Source organism: Serratia sp. 2880STDY5682894 (genome assembly GCF_001537385.1).
Lineage (GTDB): Bacteria > Pseudomonadota > Gammaproteobacteria > Enterobacterales > Enterobacteriaceae > Serratia > Serratia nevei.
Map to the genome: position 1 here is coordinate 126,622 of NZ_FCJA01000011.1, position 14,959 is coordinate 141,580.

The 14,959-nt window shown below is 59.8% G+C and carries 17 protein-coding genes; 1 reads left to right on the forward strand and 16 read right to left on the reverse strand.

Translation table 11 applies throughout. From position 1 onward, the window contains the following. Positions 1–19 precede the first annotated feature (19 nt). The 16 genes from ispG to trmJ all read right to left on the reverse strand — a co-directional run bounded on the left by ispG (position 20) and on the right by trmJ (position 13,840). Complete coding sequence (ispG, locus tag AWX27_RS21435) at positions 20–1,141, reverse strand: flavodoxin-dependent (E)-4-hydroxy-3-methylbut-2-enyl-diphosphate synthase (protein WP_016929756.1); 1,122 nt, start codon at positions 1,139–1,141, stop codon at positions 20–22. Positions 1,142–1,188: 47 nt separating this feature from the next. Beyond that, a complete protein-coding gene (gene rodZ, locus AWX27_RS21440) occupies positions 1,189–2,163 on the reverse strand; it encodes a cytoskeleton protein RodZ (RefSeq protein WP_038874539.1) in 975 nt (324 codons plus the stop codon). Further along, complete coding sequence (pilW, locus tag AWX27_RS21445) at positions 2,153–2,902, reverse strand: type IV pilus biogenesis/stability protein PilW (RefSeq protein ID WP_060424943.1); 750 nt, start codon at positions 2,900–2,902, stop codon at positions 2,153–2,155. The genes rodZ and pilW overlap by 11 nt, the downstream gene beginning before the upstream one ends. A gap of 98 nt (positions 2,903–3,000) precedes the next feature. Then, positions 3,001–4,197 (reverse strand): dual-specificity RNA methyltransferase RlmN, encoded by a 1,197-nt coding sequence (locus AWX27_RS21450; RefSeq protein ID WP_004941426.1) that lies wholly within the window; start codon positions 4,195–4,197, stop codon positions 3,001–3,003. Positions 4,198–4,434: 237 nt separating this feature from the next. Next, a complete protein-coding gene (ndk, locus tag AWX27_RS21455) occupies positions 4,435–4,860 on the reverse strand; it encodes a nucleoside-diphosphate kinase (RefSeq protein ID WP_004941424.1) in 426 nt (141 codons plus the stop codon). Positions 4,861–5,022: 162 nt separating this feature from the next. After that, positions 5,023–5,853 carry an enhanced serine sensitivity protein SseB gene (gene sseB / locus AWX27_RS21460; RefSeq protein ID WP_060424934.1) on the reverse strand — a complete coding sequence of 277 codons (831 nt, stop codon included), beginning with the start codon at positions 5,851–5,853 and terminating at the stop codon, positions 5,023–5,025. Between the two features lie 89 nt (positions 5,854–5,942). Then, positions 5,943–7,238: an aminopeptidase PepB gene (gene pepB, locus AWX27_RS21465; RefSeq protein WP_033635597.1), complete on the reverse strand. Its 1,296-nt coding sequence runs from the start codon at positions 7,236–7,238 to the stop codon at positions 5,943–5,945. Positions 7,239–7,321: 83 nt separating this feature from the next. Then, entirely contained in the window at positions 7,322–7,522 is a 201-nt protein-coding gene (gene iscX / locus AWX27_RS21470; RefSeq protein WP_006327336.1) for a Fe-S cluster assembly protein IscX, read from the reverse strand. Between the two features lie 32 nt (positions 7,523–7,554). Further along, positions 7,555–7,890, reverse strand: coding sequence for an ISC system 2Fe-2S type ferredoxin (gene fdx / locus AWX27_RS21475; RefSeq protein WP_004941417.1), 336 nt, complete (start codon positions 7,888–7,890; stop codon positions 7,555–7,557). A gap of 2 nt (positions 7,891–7,892) precedes the next feature. Continuing rightward, positions 7,893–9,743 (reverse strand): Fe-S protein assembly chaperone HscA, encoded by a 1,851-nt coding sequence (gene hscA, locus AWX27_RS21480; protein ID WP_060424938.1) that lies wholly within the window; start codon positions 9,741–9,743, stop codon positions 7,893–7,895. Positions 9,744–9,775: 32 nt separating this feature from the next. Further along, complete coding sequence (gene hscB / locus AWX27_RS21485) at positions 9,776–10,297, reverse strand: co-chaperone HscB (RefSeq protein ID WP_004941412.1); 522 nt, start codon at positions 10,295–10,297, stop codon at positions 9,776–9,778. A 62-nt stretch (positions 10,298–10,359) separates the two neighbouring features. After that, a complete protein-coding gene (gene iscA / locus AWX27_RS21490) occupies positions 10,360–10,683 on the reverse strand; it encodes an iron-sulfur cluster assembly protein IscA (protein ID WP_004941410.1) in 324 nt (107 codons plus the stop codon). A 54-nt stretch (positions 10,684–10,737) separates the two neighbouring features. Continuing rightward, positions 10,738–11,124: a Fe-S cluster assembly scaffold IscU gene (gene iscU, locus AWX27_RS21495; RefSeq protein WP_004941408.1), complete on the reverse strand. Its 387-nt coding sequence runs from the start codon at positions 11,122–11,124 to the stop codon at positions 10,738–10,740. 24 nt (positions 11,125–11,148) lie between these two features. Next, on the reverse strand, positions 11,149–12,363 hold the full coding sequence (iscS, locus tag AWX27_RS21500) for a cysteine desulfurase (protein WP_015378780.1): 1,215 nt from the start codon (positions 12,361–12,363) through the stop codon (positions 11,149–11,151). A 54-nt stretch (positions 12,364–12,417) separates the two neighbouring features. Beyond that, positions 12,418–12,912 (reverse strand): Fe-S cluster assembly transcriptional regulator IscR, encoded by a 495-nt coding sequence (gene iscR, locus AWX27_RS21505; protein WP_004941404.1) that lies wholly within the window; start codon positions 12,910–12,912, stop codon positions 12,418–12,420. Between the two features lie 193 nt (positions 12,913–13,105). After that, a complete protein-coding gene (gene trmJ, locus AWX27_RS21510) occupies positions 13,106–13,840 on the reverse strand; it encodes a tRNA (cytosine(32)/uridine(32)-2'-O)-methyltransferase TrmJ (RefSeq protein WP_025303916.1) in 735 nt (244 codons plus the stop codon). A 119-nt stretch (positions 13,841–13,959) separates the two neighbouring features. On the opposite strand from trmJ, the gene suhB reads away from it, so the two are divergent. Then, a complete protein-coding gene (gene suhB, locus AWX27_RS21515) occupies positions 13,960–14,763 on the forward strand; it encodes an inositol-1-monophosphatase (RefSeq protein WP_004941400.1) in 804 nt (267 codons plus the stop codon). The last annotated feature ends 196 nt before the right edge of the window (positions 14,764–14,959 follow it).

Sequence of the window (14,959 nt, forward strand, 5' to 3'; positions counted from 1 at the left end):
CGCCGTGTAGCGATAACGCTTATTTTTCCAGCAGGTTGACCGTGATGCGGTTGCTTTCGTCCATCATCGCGGCCTTGGCGCGAATTTTCGCTTCCAGCTGGTCGATCATCTGTTCGTTGTCGAAACGCTCTTTCTGGCGCACGCCGTCTTCATAGAAGCCGCTCTTCTTATGGCCGCCGGTCACGCCCATGGTGGACACCAGTGCTTCCCCCGGGCCGTTCACCACGCAGCCGATGATCGAAACGTCCATCGGCGTGATGATGTCTTCCAGGCGCTGCTCCAGCGCGTTCACCGTGCCGATCACGTCGAACTCCTGACGCGAACAGGTCGGGCAGGCGATGAAGTTGATGCCGCGCGCGCGGATGCGCAGCGACTTCAGGATATCGAAACCGACCTTCACCTCTTCAACCGGGTCCGCCGCCAGCGAGATGCGCAGGGTGTCGCCGATGCCTTCAGACAGCAGCATGCCCAGGCCGATGGCCGATTTGACCGACCCGCTGCGTGCGCCGCCGGCTTCGGTGATGCCCAAATGCAGCGGCTGATCGATGCGCGACGCCAGCAGACGGTAAGACTGCACCGCCAGGAACACGTCCGACGCTTTGACGCTGACTTTAAACTGGTCGAAGTTGAGGCGATCGAGGATGTCCACGTGGCGCATGGCAGATTCCAGCAGCGCTTCCGGCGTCGGTTCGCCGTACTTTTCCTGCAGGTCTTTCTCCAGCGAGCCGCCGTTGACGCCGATGCGAATCGGGATGTTCTTGTCGCGGGCGCAGTCCACCACCGAGCGAATGCGCGATTCGTTACCGATGTTGCCCGGGTTGATACGCAGGCAGTCTACGCCGTATTCGGCAACCTGCAGCGCGATGCGATAATCGAAATGGATATCGGCGACCAGCGGCACGTTGACCTGCTGCTTGATCAGCTTGAACGCCTCGGCGGCGTCCATGGTAGGAACCGAAACGCGGACGATGTCGACGCCCACGCGCTCCAGCGCTTTGATCTGATTAACCGTTGCTTCAACATCGGTGGTACGGGTGTTGGTCATCGACTGCACGGCAATCGGCGCGCCATCACCAATAGGCACCTTGCCGACGTAAATGCGTGTAGATTTTCGACGGTTGATGGGCGCTTGGTTATGCATTACTTACTCTCCATTGCTGCTCTGACATCACGACCGGGGCCGCGCGATTACTGCGCGGCGACGGTCAGGCGAGCAACACGGTTTGACTTAACGAACCGGCTTAAATCAACCGGTTTACCCTGATACTGGATCTGTACTGCCGCCGGCGCGCCGATGGTCAGCTTATACGGCGCGGTGCCGGCCAGGTTCAGCTTGCCGCCCTTCTTCTGGGTGCCGCTGAACAGCGTTTTACCGCTCGCGTCGCTCACCTGCAGCCAGCAGTCAGCGGAGAAGTCCATTACCAGCGCGTTCGGATCGGCTGCCGGCGCAGCCACGCCCGCATCGGCGGTCGGCAGCGGCGCTTGTGCCGCCGGGGTGGTTTCCGGCAGGGTAGTCTGGCTTGGCGACACCACGGCAGGCTGCTGCTGAGCCGTGCCCGGCACCTGAGCGGTAGCCGCCGGTGCCTGAGCCGCTGCGCCGGCATCGGCCGGCGCAGCGCTGTTGTCGGTCAACGGCACGTTGGTGCCAGCGTCGGCGTTGCCGTCGGTCAGCGGCACGGACTGCCCTTCGTTATTCTGTGAAAGCTGCGCGGAGGACTGATCGGCCATGGTGGCGATCTCTTCCTGCTGGGCCTTGTGGTTTTGCCACCACCAGGCGCCGGTCAGGCCGATCACCACGAACACGATAAGCCAGGTGAAGCTCATCAGCCAGCCGTCGCGTTTCTTGCGGCGCTTGCCCAGCGAGAAGCTTTGCATCGGCGCCACTTTCGCCATCTTCAACGGCGCCTGCTTGGCCAGCATCGGCAGCAGTTCGTCTTCCGGCAAATGCACCAGCTTGGCGTAGGAACGGATGTAGCCGCGCACGAAGGTGGACGCGAGGTCAGCAGACACGCTGTCTTCCTCGATATCGCGCACGGTGGACATTTTGAGACACAGGCGTTCTGCAACGGTCTGTTGGCTCAGCCCGAGTTGCTCACGGGCCTGACGCAGGCGCTGGCCCGTCGTCATGGATACGGTTTTATCTTGGGAGGCTTCAGTATTCATTAGCTAAGAACTGCTGGTACTGTTTGGATTGTGGAAAACTTCGCGCTAGCTGCTTGCCATAGCGTTGAACGCTATCCTGACGGCCGGCTAACGCGGCGAAACGAATCTGTAACCATAAGCTGCTGGCGCTGGCCGGCAGAACATGCTGATAAACATCCAATAAAAGTTGCGACTGGGCGCGCTTCCCTTCTCCAAATTGCTTTTCGGCCTCCGCCAACAGCGGAGTGCCTTTGTCCGGATCGACCTTCAGCGCGCGGCTCAACAGCGTGCGCGCCTCATCGTTTTGTCCGGCCTTGAGAAAACAGTAACCTGCGTTTTCCAGGCTGTCGGCGACCTGGCCATAATCGGGCGCCAGCGCCGCAGCGCTAAACTGCTGTTGCGCCGGTACATACTGCCCTAAACCGCAAAGAAACGCACCGTAATTATTCAATACGGTGCCATTGCCTGGCGCAAGTTTGAGCGCTTGCCGATAACGCTGTTCGGCCGCGGCATTTTCACCGATCCGCTGCTCATAGAGCGCCATGCCCAACTGCGTGCGGTAATCCTGTGGGGCCGCGTCCAGCGCCTTTTCCAGGTTCTGGCGCGCGGCGTCCATGTCGCCTTGCTGCAGGTACTCCAGGCCCAGCTGCAACCGCGTCTGGCCCGCCTCAGAGACTTGTGCATCCTTTTCCGGCGCTGAACCGGAACACCCGGCCAACAACCCGGCCGCCAGCCACACACCCCACAGTTTCAGCTTCATGCCCGCATTCATTTCCTTATCGGCCGTCAGCTAACGCCCGCCAGCGACACGCTTGCGCATAACAGGCTGTTAGATAACAAAAAATGGTGCTATAGGATTCAGACCGCCCGTACGTTGATAGGTTCCCCGGCCATTTTCTTCTTCAGGGTACGCTTGGTACGGTCGATCACTTCACCCGCCAGTTGCCCGCAGGCGGCGTCGATATCGTCACCACGGGTTTTACGAACAATAGTCGTAAAGCCGTATTCCATCAACACCTTGGAGAAACGATCCACCCGGCTGTTGGAGCTGCGGCCGTAGGGGGCGCCCGGGAACGGGTTCCACGGGATCAGGTTGATCTTGCACGGCGTGTCTTTCAGCACTTCCGCCAGCTGATGCGCATCGTCGGTGCTGTCGTTGATATGATCCAGCATCACGTACTCGACGGTCACGCGGCCCTGATTGGCGTTGGATTTTTCCAGATAGCGACGCACCGCGGACAGGAAGGTCTCGATGTTGTACTTGCGGTTGATCGGCACGATCTCATCGCGGATGGTGTCGTTCGGCGCATGCAGCGAGATCGCCAGCGCCACGTCGATCATGTCGCCCAGCTTGTCCAGCGCCGGCACCACGCCGGAGGTAGACAGGGTCACGCGGCGTTTGGACAGGCCAAAGCCGAAGTCGTCCAGCATGATTTCCATCGCCGGCACCACGTTGTTCAGGTTGAGCAGCGGCTCGCCCATGCCCATCATCACCACGTTGGTGATCGGGCGTTGGCCGGTCACCTTCAGCGCGCCGATGATCTTCGCCGCGCGCCACACCTGGCCGATGATTTCCGACACGCGCAGGTTGCGGTTGAAGCCCTGCTGCGCCGTCGAACAGAATTTACACTCCAGCGCGCAGCCTACCTGCGAGGAGACGCACAGCGTCGCGCGGTCGGCTTCCGGGATGTACACGGTTTCGACCTGCTGATCGCCGACTTTAATCGCCCACTTGATGGTGCCGTCGGCCGAACGCTGTTCTTCCGCCACTTCCGGCGCGCGGATCTCCGCCACGCGCTGCAGCTTGCCACGCAGGACTTTGTTGATATCGGTCATCTGCTCGAAATCGTCGCAGCAGTAGTGGTAAATCCACTTCATCACCTGATCGGCGCGGAACGGTTTCTCGCCCATTTCGGCGAAGAACTCGCGCATTTGCTGGCGGTTCAGGTCCAGCAGGTTGATTTTGGCCGCAGCCGGTTGCTCCACGTTAACGGAGGGGGTAGTCAGCGAATTATTTTCAGACACGGTGTGCTCGGACGTGATGGGTTCTAACATAATGATCTCTGGCCTCGTTATTACACGTTATGGCGCTAAAGAATGGACAGTAAGTTGTGCATTTCAGCCCGCATGATTCGGGTGGCGGCACTAAAAACACGCCCCTGACAAGTCGTCTTATCAGGGGCGCGGCATTGTACAAATTTTAGTAGCGGGTGGCTACGGCTGAAAGGCATTCAGGGCATTTTTATTGTTTCAGCCGGTGAATGCCTGGTTATCAGCCAAGAAACGACACGATTAACGTGCGCAGATTTCGCTTTCGTTGAAGAAGTAAGCGATTTCGCGCTGTGCGGATTCAACGGAGTCGGAACCGTGCACGGCGTTAGCGGTGAAGCTGTCCGCGTAGTCGGCACGCAGGGTACCGGCCAGCGCGTTGTCCGGGTTGGTTGCGCCCATGATGTCGCGGTTGCGCTGCACGGCGTTTTCAGATTCCAGAACCTGCACCATGATTGGGCCGGAGGTCATGAACTCAACCAGACCGTCGAAGAATGGGCGGCCTTTGTGCTCAGCGTAGAAGCCTTCAGCTTGCTCGCGAGTCAGACGCAGCATTTTAGCGGCGATGATTTTGAAACCGGCGCGCTCGAAACGCGCATAGATAGCGCCGATGTCGTTGTTGGCTACAGCGTTTGGTTTAACGATGGAAAAGGTACGTTCTACGGTCATGATGGCCTCTGTATGACTTCCAAAACAGGCCGGTCTGCAATGTTGCCGGCCTTCTCAAGTGGCGCAGATTATATGTGCGCCGTTAACGCTTGCCTACGGGAAAATCAACATTTCATTAAAAAAATATGATCTTCATGGGCCATTTTCGACAACGTGGCGGCGCTACTGGGTCTTGTCGGTAGACGGGATCAAATTGCGCAGCCAGCTGCCCCAGCGGCGCTGATAAAACGGCTGCGTATGGGAGATCAGATAGTGGCTGATACCGCGCTCTTTCTCCGACACCAGGCAGAAATCCACCGGTTCGTCGTTCGGCGCCGTTTCGCTGGCGACGTTGCCGGCCTCGTTGATCAACGCCTCGATCTCCGCCGGCTCGGCGTCCACTTCCAGCCCGATCAGCAAATTCGGCTTCTCGTCCGCCGCCTGGTCGTGCATCAGCGCCAGAAACGCGCGGCGCACCGGCTTGCGCTGGCTGAACAGCGTGGTCAACGCGTCCACCATCGCCGACGGATACTCTTCGGGCTGCCCCAGCAGGATTTGGGTCTCTTTGTCGACGTAATGCTCAACCGGTTTGACGACGCCGCCGGTCGCCAGCAGCATCGCCACCTCTTCCGGATAGAACTCCTTGCCGTACTCCGCCTTCGGGTTGAGGAACAGATCCGCACCCTGGGTGATTTCGAACAGCACCCGCGCCGGCATGGCGATAAATGGCTGTTCGTCCTCAACGGCCTTCTGCAGCGCTTCCAGCGAGGTGAAGAACGGAATGATGCTGCCGCCGTCCTGCTTCTCCCAATGCTGGATATTGACCGGCGTATCCGCGTTCAGCGCGATGTCGCCGCCCTGCTGCACCTGCTCGCTGTCGCCGAGGATCAGCACCGTGGCGTCGAGCAATTCACGGAAGAACGCCGGGCGGTGGGCCGGCTCCGTCACCGCCAGCTTCAGCAGGCGTTCAAGTTCGTTCTCGCTCGGGGCGGCATCGTGATGATGGGCACTCATGGCAAACTCCAGGGATCAAATAACGAGGCCCAGCATGCTGGGCCCCGAAGATAATGCGCATTCTAGCGCCCGACGCGGCGGGCGTTCAATTATTTGGCTTTGCTCAGCAGCAGATTGGCCAGGGTACGCACGCCCAAACCGGTCGCGCCGGCCGACCACTGCTCCACCGCGCCTTTGCGGTAGGTGGCGGAACAGTCGATGTGCAGCCAGCCTTGCTGGTAATTCTTGACGAAGTGCGACAGGAAGGCCGCCGCGGTGCTGGCGCCGGCGGTGTAGGCCGGGCCGGCCACGTTGTTCAGCTCGGCGAAGTTGGACGGCAGCTGGCTGCGGTGGAACTCGGCCAGCGGCAGACGCCAGAACGGCTCTTGCTCGGCGGCGGCGCTGCTCAGCAGCTCCTGCGCCAGCGCGTCGTCGAAGCTGAACAGCGCATGGTAATCGTTGCCGACCGCAGTTTTGGCCGCGCCGGTCAGGGTGGCGCAGTCGATAATCAGCTGCGGGTTCTGCTCAGAAGCGTCGATCAGGCCGTCGGCCAACACCAGGCGCCCTTCCGCATCGGTGTTCATCACCTCAACGGTTTTGCCGTTGCGGTAGCGAATGATGTCGCCCAGTTTGAAGGCGTTGCCGCTGACCATGTTGTCGGCGCAGCACAGGTACAGCTTCACGCGCTGCTTCAGGCCGCGCGCCGCCGCCAGCGCCAGGGCGCCGGTGATGGTGGCCGCGCCGCCCATATCAGCCTTCATCGAGTCCATAAAGGCGCTCTGCTTCAGGCTATAACCGCCGGTATCGAAGGTGATGCCCTTGCCGACCAGGCAGGCAAACACCGGCGCGTCCGGGTTACCGGTCGGGTTGAAGTCGAGCGCCAGCAGTACCGGTGGGCGCTCGGAGCCGCGGCCGACGGTGTGGATGCCGGCATAGTTCTGCTCGCGCAGATCTTCACCCTTGGTGATGCGGTAGCTGACGGCATCACAGCCGACGTCGCACATCAGATCGACGGCGCGGGTCGCCAGTTGCTCTGGCCCCAGCTCTTCCGCCGGCATGTTGATGGTGTCGCGCACCCAGTCAACGATCTTCAGGCGCTTATCCAGCTCCTGACGCGCGGCTTCCGGCAGCTCGGCCCATTCGACGTTGCGCTGCCCTTTCGGCCCGCGGTAACCCTGCCAAAACGCCCAGCTGTTTTCCAAGTCCCAACCGTCGCCGGCCAGCTTGACGTTTTTGATGCCCTGACCGTCAATTTTGCGGCCCGCGCGCTGGATCGCGCCCAGCTTGTCGGCGCCGGTCAGGTGGATGGTCATCCCTTCGCCGTTGGTGCTGAGCAGCGCTTTTTCGCCCCAACGGGCGTCGGCAGGTTGTTGCGACAGCGTGACCTGCATGAATTCTGTTGTCATAGCCTTCTTACTCCGGATTATTCTTTTATTAATCTTGTCGGATACAAAATAAACGGGCCGCCCATGGCAGCCCGTTACGCTATTTACTCCGCTTCATCTAACCAGACCAGCAGGATCGCTTCCAGTATTTTTTCGTTGGAAGCCTGCGGATCGTCGTCGAACTCTTCCAGATCGCAGATCCACTGATGCATGTCGGTAAAACGCACGGTTTTCGGATCGGTGTCCGGGTATTGGTCGTACAGGGCTTCGCCGATTTCTCGGCTGTCGGTCCACTTCAGTCCCATTATGATCTCCGGGTTGGCGCTGCGGCTAACAATTAATGCTCACGCGCGTGGTTGACGGTGTAGCGCGGCATTTCGACCACCAGATCTTCGTCGGCGACCAGCGCCTGGCAGCTCAGACGGCTTTCCGGCTCCAGCCCCCACGCTTTGTCCAGCATGTCGTCTTCCAGCTCACTGCTCTCTTCCAGCGAATCGAAGCCTTCACGTACGATGCAGTGGCAGGTGGTGCAGGCGCAGGATTTCTCGCAGGCGTGCTCGATTTCAATGCCGTTGCGCAGCGCAACGTTGAGGATCGACTCCCCTTTTTCGGCTTCCAGAACCGCCCCTTCCGGGCAAAGATCTTGATGGGGCAGGAAAACAATTTTAGGCATGGTTAAACCTCATCCACAGAATGGCCAGCCAGCGCGCGGCGAATGGAAGCGTCCATGCGGCGCGCGGCAAAATCTTGCGTTTGTGCATCTAATGTTTTGATGGCGTCTTCGATAGCGGCGGGATCTTCCCCCTGCACCGCCTGCTGCAACGCCTGGGTCGCGGCGGCGATCGCCTGGCTTTCCGTCTCGCTCAGCAGCGCGGCGTCGGTGGCCAGCGCGCCCTGCAGGCTTTCCAGCACCCGCGCGGCTTCCACGCGTTGCTCCGCCAGCTTGCGCGCGCCCACGTCGCTTTGCGCGTTGGCCATCGAATCCTTGATCATGCCGGCGATTTCGCTGTCCGACAGGCCGTACGACGGCTTGACCTGGATCGACGCTTCAACGCCGGTGGATTTCTCCATTGCGGTGACGCTCAGCAGACCGTCGGCATCCACCTGGAAGGTAACGCGAATGTGCGCCCCCCCGGCAGGCAGCGGCGGCAGGCCGCGCAGCGTGAAGCGCGCCAGCGAACGGCAATCCTGCACCAGCTCGCGCTCGCCCTGCAGCACGTGAATCATCATCGCGCTCTGGCCGTCTTTGAAGGTGGTGAACTCCTGCGCGCGCGCCACCGGAATGGTGGTGTTGCGCGGGATCACTTTCTCCACCAGGCCGCCCATGGTTTCGAGGCCCAGCGACAGCGGGATCACGTCCAGCAGCAGCATGTCGCTGTCCGGCTTGTTGCCCACCAGGATGTCGGCCTGGATCGCGGCGCCGATGGCGACCACTTTATCCGGATCGATCGACGTCAGCGGCGTGCGGCCGAAGAAGGCCCCCACCTGCTCACGCACCAGCGGCACGCGGGTGGAACCGCCGACCATCACCGCTTCCAGCACCTCGTCGGCGGCGACGCCGGCGTCTTTCAGCGCGCGGCGGCAAGCCATCAACGTACGTTTCACCAGCGGAGCGATCAATGCTTCGAACTGGGCGCGGGTCACCTCGCCCTGCCAGCCGGCTACCTCAACGCGCACGCTGTCGGCATCGCTCAAGGCGATTTTGGCGGCGATAGCGGCATCCAGCAGCTGGCGCTGCACGCCGTGGTCGCTGCGATCGGCCACGCCGGCCTGCTCGCGCAGCCAGTCGGCCAGCAGGTGATCGAAGTCGTCGCCGCCCAGCGCGGAATCGCCGCCGGTGGCCAGCACTTCGAACACGCCGCGGCTGAGGCGCAGAATGGAGATATCAAAGGTGCCGCCGCCCAGATCGTAAACCGCGATCACCCCTTCCTGGCCGGAATCCAGCCCGTAGGCGATCGCCGCCGCGGTCGGTTCATTCAGCAGGCGCAGGACGTGCAGGCCGGCCAGACGCGCCGCGTCTTTGGTGCCCTGGCGCTGCGCGTCGTCGAAGTAGGCAGGAACGGTGATCACCACGCCATCCAGCTCGCCTTCCAGCGCCGCTTGCGCGCGCGCGGACAGGGCCCGCAGGATATCGGCGGAGACGCCGACCGGGTTAACCGGGCCGGCGGCGGTGACGATCAGCGGCAGGCCGTTGTCGCTGGCCTGGAATTGATAAGGCAGGTTCGGGTAACGTTGCTGCACGTCCGCCAACGAGCGGCCCATCATGCGTTTGATGGAGCTGACGGTATTGGCCGGATCCTGCGCCGCCTGTTGGCGCGCCTCCCAGCCGACGCGCTGCGCGTCCGCCTGATAATGCACCACCGAAGGCAGCAAATGGCGGCCCTGTTCGTCGGCCAGCGTTTCCGCTTGCCCGCTGCGCACCGTGGCGACCAGCGAGTTGGTGGTGCCTAAGTCGATGCCGGCGGCCAGGCGTCGCTGGTGCGGCGCGGCGCTGAGGCCAGGCTCACTAATTTGTAATAAGGCCATGTTGAAGCTTCCACAATCAGAATCAGAAGGTGTTACTCAAAACCCAGCAGTTTTTCTTCGAGTTGTTCAACCTGTTGCTGGAGTTTGTCCAAAAAGCGCAGCTTGCGCACGGTGTCGGCGGCATCCGCCCACTGTTCACTGTCCAACTGCTGCAGCATCAGCGCGCTGCGCTGCTTGATGGAGACGGCCAGCCGCGCGCCGAAATCGGCCAGCAGGCTTTCCGCCTCCGGCTTGCGCTCAATGGCGTCGAGCTCTTCGCGCAGTTCCAGCTGTTCCATCAGGAACGCGGTGTCGCGCATCGTATGCTGTTCGTTGCCCAGATCGAAGCCGTGCAAAGATAGCATATACTCCGCGCGTTTTAACGGGTGCTTCAGCGCCTGGTAGGCTTCGTTGATGGTCGCCGCCTGCTGCAACGCCATCAGGCGTTCGCGCTCCGGCTGGTTGGCGAAACGATCGGGGTGGAATTGGCGCTGCAGATCCTGGAAGCGGGACGCAAGCAGGCTGCCGTCCACGGTGTAGCGAACTGGCAGCCCGAATAAAGTAAAGTAATCCATAGCGTGCTCTGGGCGTTAGCGGATGAAGTTCCCCCGCCGAAACGGGGGAGCACGATGGACTGTCAGACGTTGAAACTCTCGCCGCAGCCGCATTCGCTTGAGACGTTCGGGTTGTTGAACTTGAAGCCTTCGTTCAGGCCTTCCTTAACGAAATCAAGCTCGGTGCCGTCAAGGTAGACCAGGCTCTTGCCGTCGATGATCACCTTGATGCCTTTGTCTTCAAACACGATGTCGTCATCGTTGGCTTCGTCAACAAATTCCAGCACGTACGCCATCCCGGAGCAGCCGGAAGTTCGCACTCCCAGACGCAGGCCGAGACCTTTGCCGCGGTTCGTCAAAAACGCCTGAACACGCTGCGCAGCGCTGTCGCTCATGGTAATAGACATCACAACCTCACACTTCACATCAAAGCCCGGCGCAGCCGGGCCGACTCAGACAAATTACTTGGCGCTGTGCTTGCTCTTATAGTCGGCAATCGCTGCTTTGATGGCGTCTTCAGCCAGGATCGAGCAGTGAATTTTGACCGGCGGCAATTCCAGCTCTTCGGCGATCTGGGTGTTTTTGATCGCTTCAGCCTGATCGAGCGACTTGCCTTTCATCCATTCGGTCACCAGCGAGCTGGAGGCGATGGCGGAACCGCAGCCGTAAGTTTTAAAGCGCGCGTCTTCGATGATGCCTTCATCGTTAACCTTGATCTGCAGCTTCATCACGTCGCCGCAGGCCGGCGCCCCTACCATGCCGCTGCCGACGGTAGGATCTTCGTTGTCGAAAGAACCCACGTTGCGCGGGTTTTCATAATGATCGATTACTTTTTCGCTGTAAGCCATGACCTTGCTCCTGAAACCTGAGAATTAATGATGCGCCCATTCGATGCTGTTGATGTCCACACCCTGCTTGAACATCTCCCACAGTGGGGACAGATCGCGCAGACGGCCGATGGATTTACGCACCAGTTGAATGGTGTAGTCGATCTCTTCTTCCGTGGTGAAACGCCCCAGGGAGAAACGGATCGAGCTGTGCGCCAATTCATCGCTCATGCCCAGCGCGCGCAGCACGTAGGACGGCTCGAGGCTGGCGGAGGTACAGGCTGAACCGGAGGAAACGGCCAGGTCTTTCAGCGCCATGATCAGCGACTCGCCTTCAACGTAGTTGAAGCTGACGTTCAGGATGTTCGGTGCGCCGTGCTCCAGATCGCCGTTCAGATACACTTCTTCCATATCTTTCACGCCGTTCCACAGACGATCGCGCAGGGTGCGCAGACGCGCCATCTCTTCGGTCATCTCTTCTTTGGCGATGCGGTAAGCTTCGCCCATGCCGACGATCTGGTGGACAGGCAGGGTGCCGGAACGCATGCCGCGCTCGTGACCGCCGCCGTGTACCTGCGCTTCGATGCGGATGCGCGGCTTGCGGCGCACATACAGCGCGCCGATGCCTTTCGGGCCATAGATTTTGTGGCCGGAGAACGACATCAGGTCGACTTTCAGCTTGCTCAGATCGATAGGCAGTTTGCCCACGCTCTGGGTGGCGTCAACGTGGTAGATGATACCGCGCGCGCGGCACATTTCGCCGATCGCTTCGATATCCTGCACCACGCCGATTTCGTTGTTGACGTGCATGATGGAGACCAGAATGGTGTCATCGCGCATCGCCGCTTCGAGATCCTGCAGGCTGATGATGCCGTTGCTCTGCGGCGCCAGGTAGGTCACTTCAAACCCTTCGCGCTCCAGCTGACGGCAGGTGTCCAGCACGGCTTTGTGTTCGGTTTTGCTGGTGATGATGTGCTTGCCTTTTTTCTGGTAGAAATTGGCAGCGCCTTTGATCGCCAGGTTGTCGGATTCGGTCGCCCCGGAGGTGAAGACGATTTCGCGTGGGTCGGCGCCCACCAGTTCGGCGATTTGGTTACGGGCGATGTCTACCGCCTCTTCCGCCTGCCAACCGAAACGGTGGGAACGGGAAGCCGGGTTGCCAAAAGTGCCGTCCAGGGTCAAAAACTGCATCATCTTCTCAGCAACGCGCGGGTCAACCGGCGTCGTTGCTGAGTAATCCAGATAAATCGGTAATTTCATTGCTCTTGTGCTCCGTACATCACTTCCAAAAACTAAAATAATTTCGCCAGCTGCTTATGCGCGCAGATTAACGTTGATAGTTTCTTGCGGACGACCGTTGGCCGTGCGGCGCGTATCGTTGTTTTGACGATCCGCCACCACCAGCACTTCCTGGTTATTGACCAGTTCTGCCAGCGTAATGTTGTTCAGGAACCCGCTGATGCGCTCGCTCAGATCGCGCCACAGGGCGTGGGTCAAGCAGCGATCGCCGCCCTGACAGCCTTCTTTGCCCTGGCAACGGGTTGCATCTACCGATTCATCGACGGCAGTGATGACAGCGCCAACGGCGATCTCACCCGCGTCTTTACCCAGCAGATAACCACCGCCCGGACCACGCACGCTGGCCACCAGGCCGTTCTTGCGCAGACGGGAGAATAATTGTTCCAGATAAGAGAGCGAAATACCCTGGCGTTCGGAAATGTCCGCCAGTGGTACCGGCCCTTCCTGGGAATGCAGCGCTACGTCAAGCATAGCGGTTACGGCATAACGGCCTTTGGATGTCAGTCTCATAGCTCAATGGTTACCTGTTGGTCAAATATGGCCGAAAGTCTGACATTCCTGAGTAAAACAGTCAACTATTTAACCTAGTAATTGACTCAAGTATTAGCACGTTTTGAACTTAGCAAGAACAAAGGTATATAAAATACATGTTATAACCTTTGGATAACTAATACTATTGTCGCCCACCGTTATGCCACATCAATTAATTACCTTGATGTTTATCCTGTTTCTCGATCGACGTCAGCATGCCGCGCAGGATATTCAGCTCCTGCCCTTCCGGGCGCGCGCGGGTGAACAGCCGACGCAGGCGGCTCATCACCTGCCCCGGATGGGACGGGCGAATAAAGCCGGTGCGCTGCAGCGTCTGCTCCAGGTGCTGATAGAAACGCTCGAGGTCGTCCACCAGCGGATACGGCGTCTCTTCCAGCTGCGGCGCGCCCGCCTGTTGGCGATCGAGGTAAGCCACGCGCACTTCGTACGCCAGGATCTGCACCGCCATCGCCAGGTTCAGCGAGCTGTAGTCCGGGTTGGCCGGAATGGCGACGTGATAGTGGCACTTCTGCAGTTCATCGTTGGTCAACCCGACACGTTCGCGGCCGAACACCAGCGCCACCGGCGCGTGTTCGCCTTCGTGTACCGCGCGCACGCCGCATTCACGCGGCTCCAGCATCGGCCACGGCAAGGTGCGAGAACGTGCGCTGGTGCCCACCACCAGGCTACAGCCGGCGATGGCGTCATCGAGGGTGTCGACGATAGTGGCGTTGCCGATCACGTCGCTGGCACCGGCGGCCAGGGCGATGGCCTGAGAATCGGGTTTGATCAGCGGATTAACCAGATAAAGGTTGGTTAAACCCATGGTTTTCATGGCTCTGGCGGTCGAGCCCATGTTGCCGGTATGTGAAGTCTCTACCAGAACAATGCGGATATTGTGCAGCATACAAACTCTGAGCGTGGCGGAAAATCGCAGCATCTTAACACAGCCATAGGCAATTTGCCGAACAGCTGCTATACTTCGCGCCGTTTCCTGTTCTTTAACATCCTAGTTGGAAGATACCCATGCATCCGATGCTGACTATCGCCGTGCGCGCTGCGCGCAAGGCCGGTAACCTGATTGCCAAAAACTACGAAACCCCGGACGCTGTAGAAGCGAGCCAGAAAGGGACCAATGACTTCGTCACCAACGTCGATCGCGATGCAGAGCATCTGATCATCGACGTCATCCGCAAGTCTTATCCGCAACACAGTATCGTGAGCGAAGAACGCGGTGAGCTGATCGGCGAAGATCGCGATGTGCAATGGGTGATCGATCCACTGGATGGCACTGCAAACTTCATCAAACGTTTCCCTCATTTCTCCGTTTCCATCGCCGTACGCATCAAAGGCCGTACTGAAGTGGCCGTGGTTTACGATCCGATGCGCAACGAACTGTTCACCGCCACTCGCGGCCAGGGCGCACAGCTCAACGGTTACCGCCTGCGCGGCACCAACGCCAAAGATCTGGATGGCACCATCCTGGCGACCGGCTTCCCGTTCAAGGTCAAGCAGCACGCAACGCCTTACATCAACATCGTCGGCAAACTGTTCACCCAGTGTGCAGACTTCCGCCGCACCGGTTCCGCCGCGCTGGATCTGGCCTATGTGGCCGCCGGCCGCGTAGACGGGTTCTTCGAAATCGGCCTGAAGCCGTGGGATTTCGCCGCGGGCGAACTGCTGGTGCGTGAAGCTGGCGGCCTGGTGACCGACTTCGTCGGTGGCCACAACCACTTCAGCTCCGGCAACGTGGTTGCAGGCAACCCGCGCGTAGTGAAAGCCATGCTGGCCACCATGCGTGAAGAACTGAGCGAAGCGCTGAAGCGTTAATCGCCAGAAGCGAATCGAAAAAAAGCGCTGCCGATGCAGTAATGCTTGTCAGTTAAGCTTTTGAGGAAGCCGCAACGTATAACGTTGCGGCTTCTTTTTTACTGCCCGCGGGTAATGCCTTTGCCGTCGAGAAGGAAGTACGAAGCTCCCCGCCATTGCCAGGATATCATTCATTATCTTCGGGACTTTCCCTGGG

Excerpts from the sequence above, each read along its gene's own strand:
- iscU (WP_004941408.1), bottom strand. The coding sequence starts at position 11,124 with ATGGCTTACAGCGAAAAAGTAATCGATCATTATGAAAACCCGCGCAAC.
- fdx (WP_004941417.1), bottom strand. The coding sequence starts at position 7,890 with ATGCCTAAAATTGTTTTCCTGCCCCATCAAGATCTTTGCCCGGAAGGG.
- pilW (WP_060424943.1), bottom strand. The coding sequence starts at position 2,902 with ATGAAGCTGAAACTGTGGGGTGTGTGGCTGGCGGCCGGGTTGTTGGCC.
- iscX (WP_006327336.1), bottom strand. The coding sequence starts at position 7,522 with ATGGGACTGAAGTGGACCGACAGCCGAGAAATCGGCGAAGCCCTGTAC.
- rodZ (WP_038874539.1), bottom strand. The coding sequence starts at position 2,163 with ATGAATACTGAAGCCTCCCAAGATAAAACCGTATCCATGACGACGGGC.
- ispG (WP_016929756.1), bottom strand. The coding sequence starts at position 1,141 with ATGCATAACCAAGCGCCCATCAACCGTCGAAAATCTACACGCATTTAC.
- pepB (WP_033635597.1), bottom strand. The coding sequence starts at position 7,238 with ATGACAACAGAATTCATGCAGGTCACGCTGTCGCAACAACCTGCCGAC.
- hscB (WP_004941412.1), bottom strand. The coding sequence starts at position 10,297 with ATGGATTACTTTACTTTATTCGGGCTGCCAGTTCGCTACACCGTGGAC.
- hscA (WP_060424938.1), bottom strand. The coding sequence starts at position 9,743 with ATGGCCTTATTACAAATTAGTGAGCCTGGCCTCAGCGCCGCGCCGCAC.
- AWX27_RS21450 (WP_004941426.1), bottom strand. The coding sequence starts at position 4,197 with ATGTTAGAACCCATCACGTCCGAGCACACCGTGTCTGAAAATAATTCG.
- iscS (WP_015378780.1), bottom strand. The coding sequence starts at position 12,363 with ATGAAATTACCGATTTATCTGGATTACTCAGCAACGACGCCGGTTGAC.
- ndk (WP_004941424.1), bottom strand. The coding sequence starts at position 4,860 with ATGACCGTAGAACGTACCTTTTCCATCGTTAAACCAAACGCTGTAGCC.
- iscR (WP_004941404.1), bottom strand. The coding sequence starts at position 12,912 with ATGAGACTGACATCCAAAGGCCGTTATGCCGTAACCGCTATGCTTGAC.
- iscA (WP_004941410.1), bottom strand. The coding sequence starts at position 10,683 with ATGTCTATTACCATGAGCGACAGCGCTGCGCAGCGTGTTCAGGCGTTT.
- trmJ (WP_025303916.1), bottom strand. The coding sequence starts at position 13,840 with ATGCTGCACAATATCCGCATTGTTCTGGTAGAGACTTCACATACCGGC.
- suhB (WP_004941400.1), top strand. The coding sequence starts at position 13,960 with ATGCATCCGATGCTGACTATCGCCGTGCGCGCTGCGCGCAAGGCCGGT.
- sseB (WP_060424934.1), bottom strand. The coding sequence starts at position 5,853 with ATGAGTGCCCATCATCACGATGCCGCCCCGAGCGAGAACGAACTTGAA.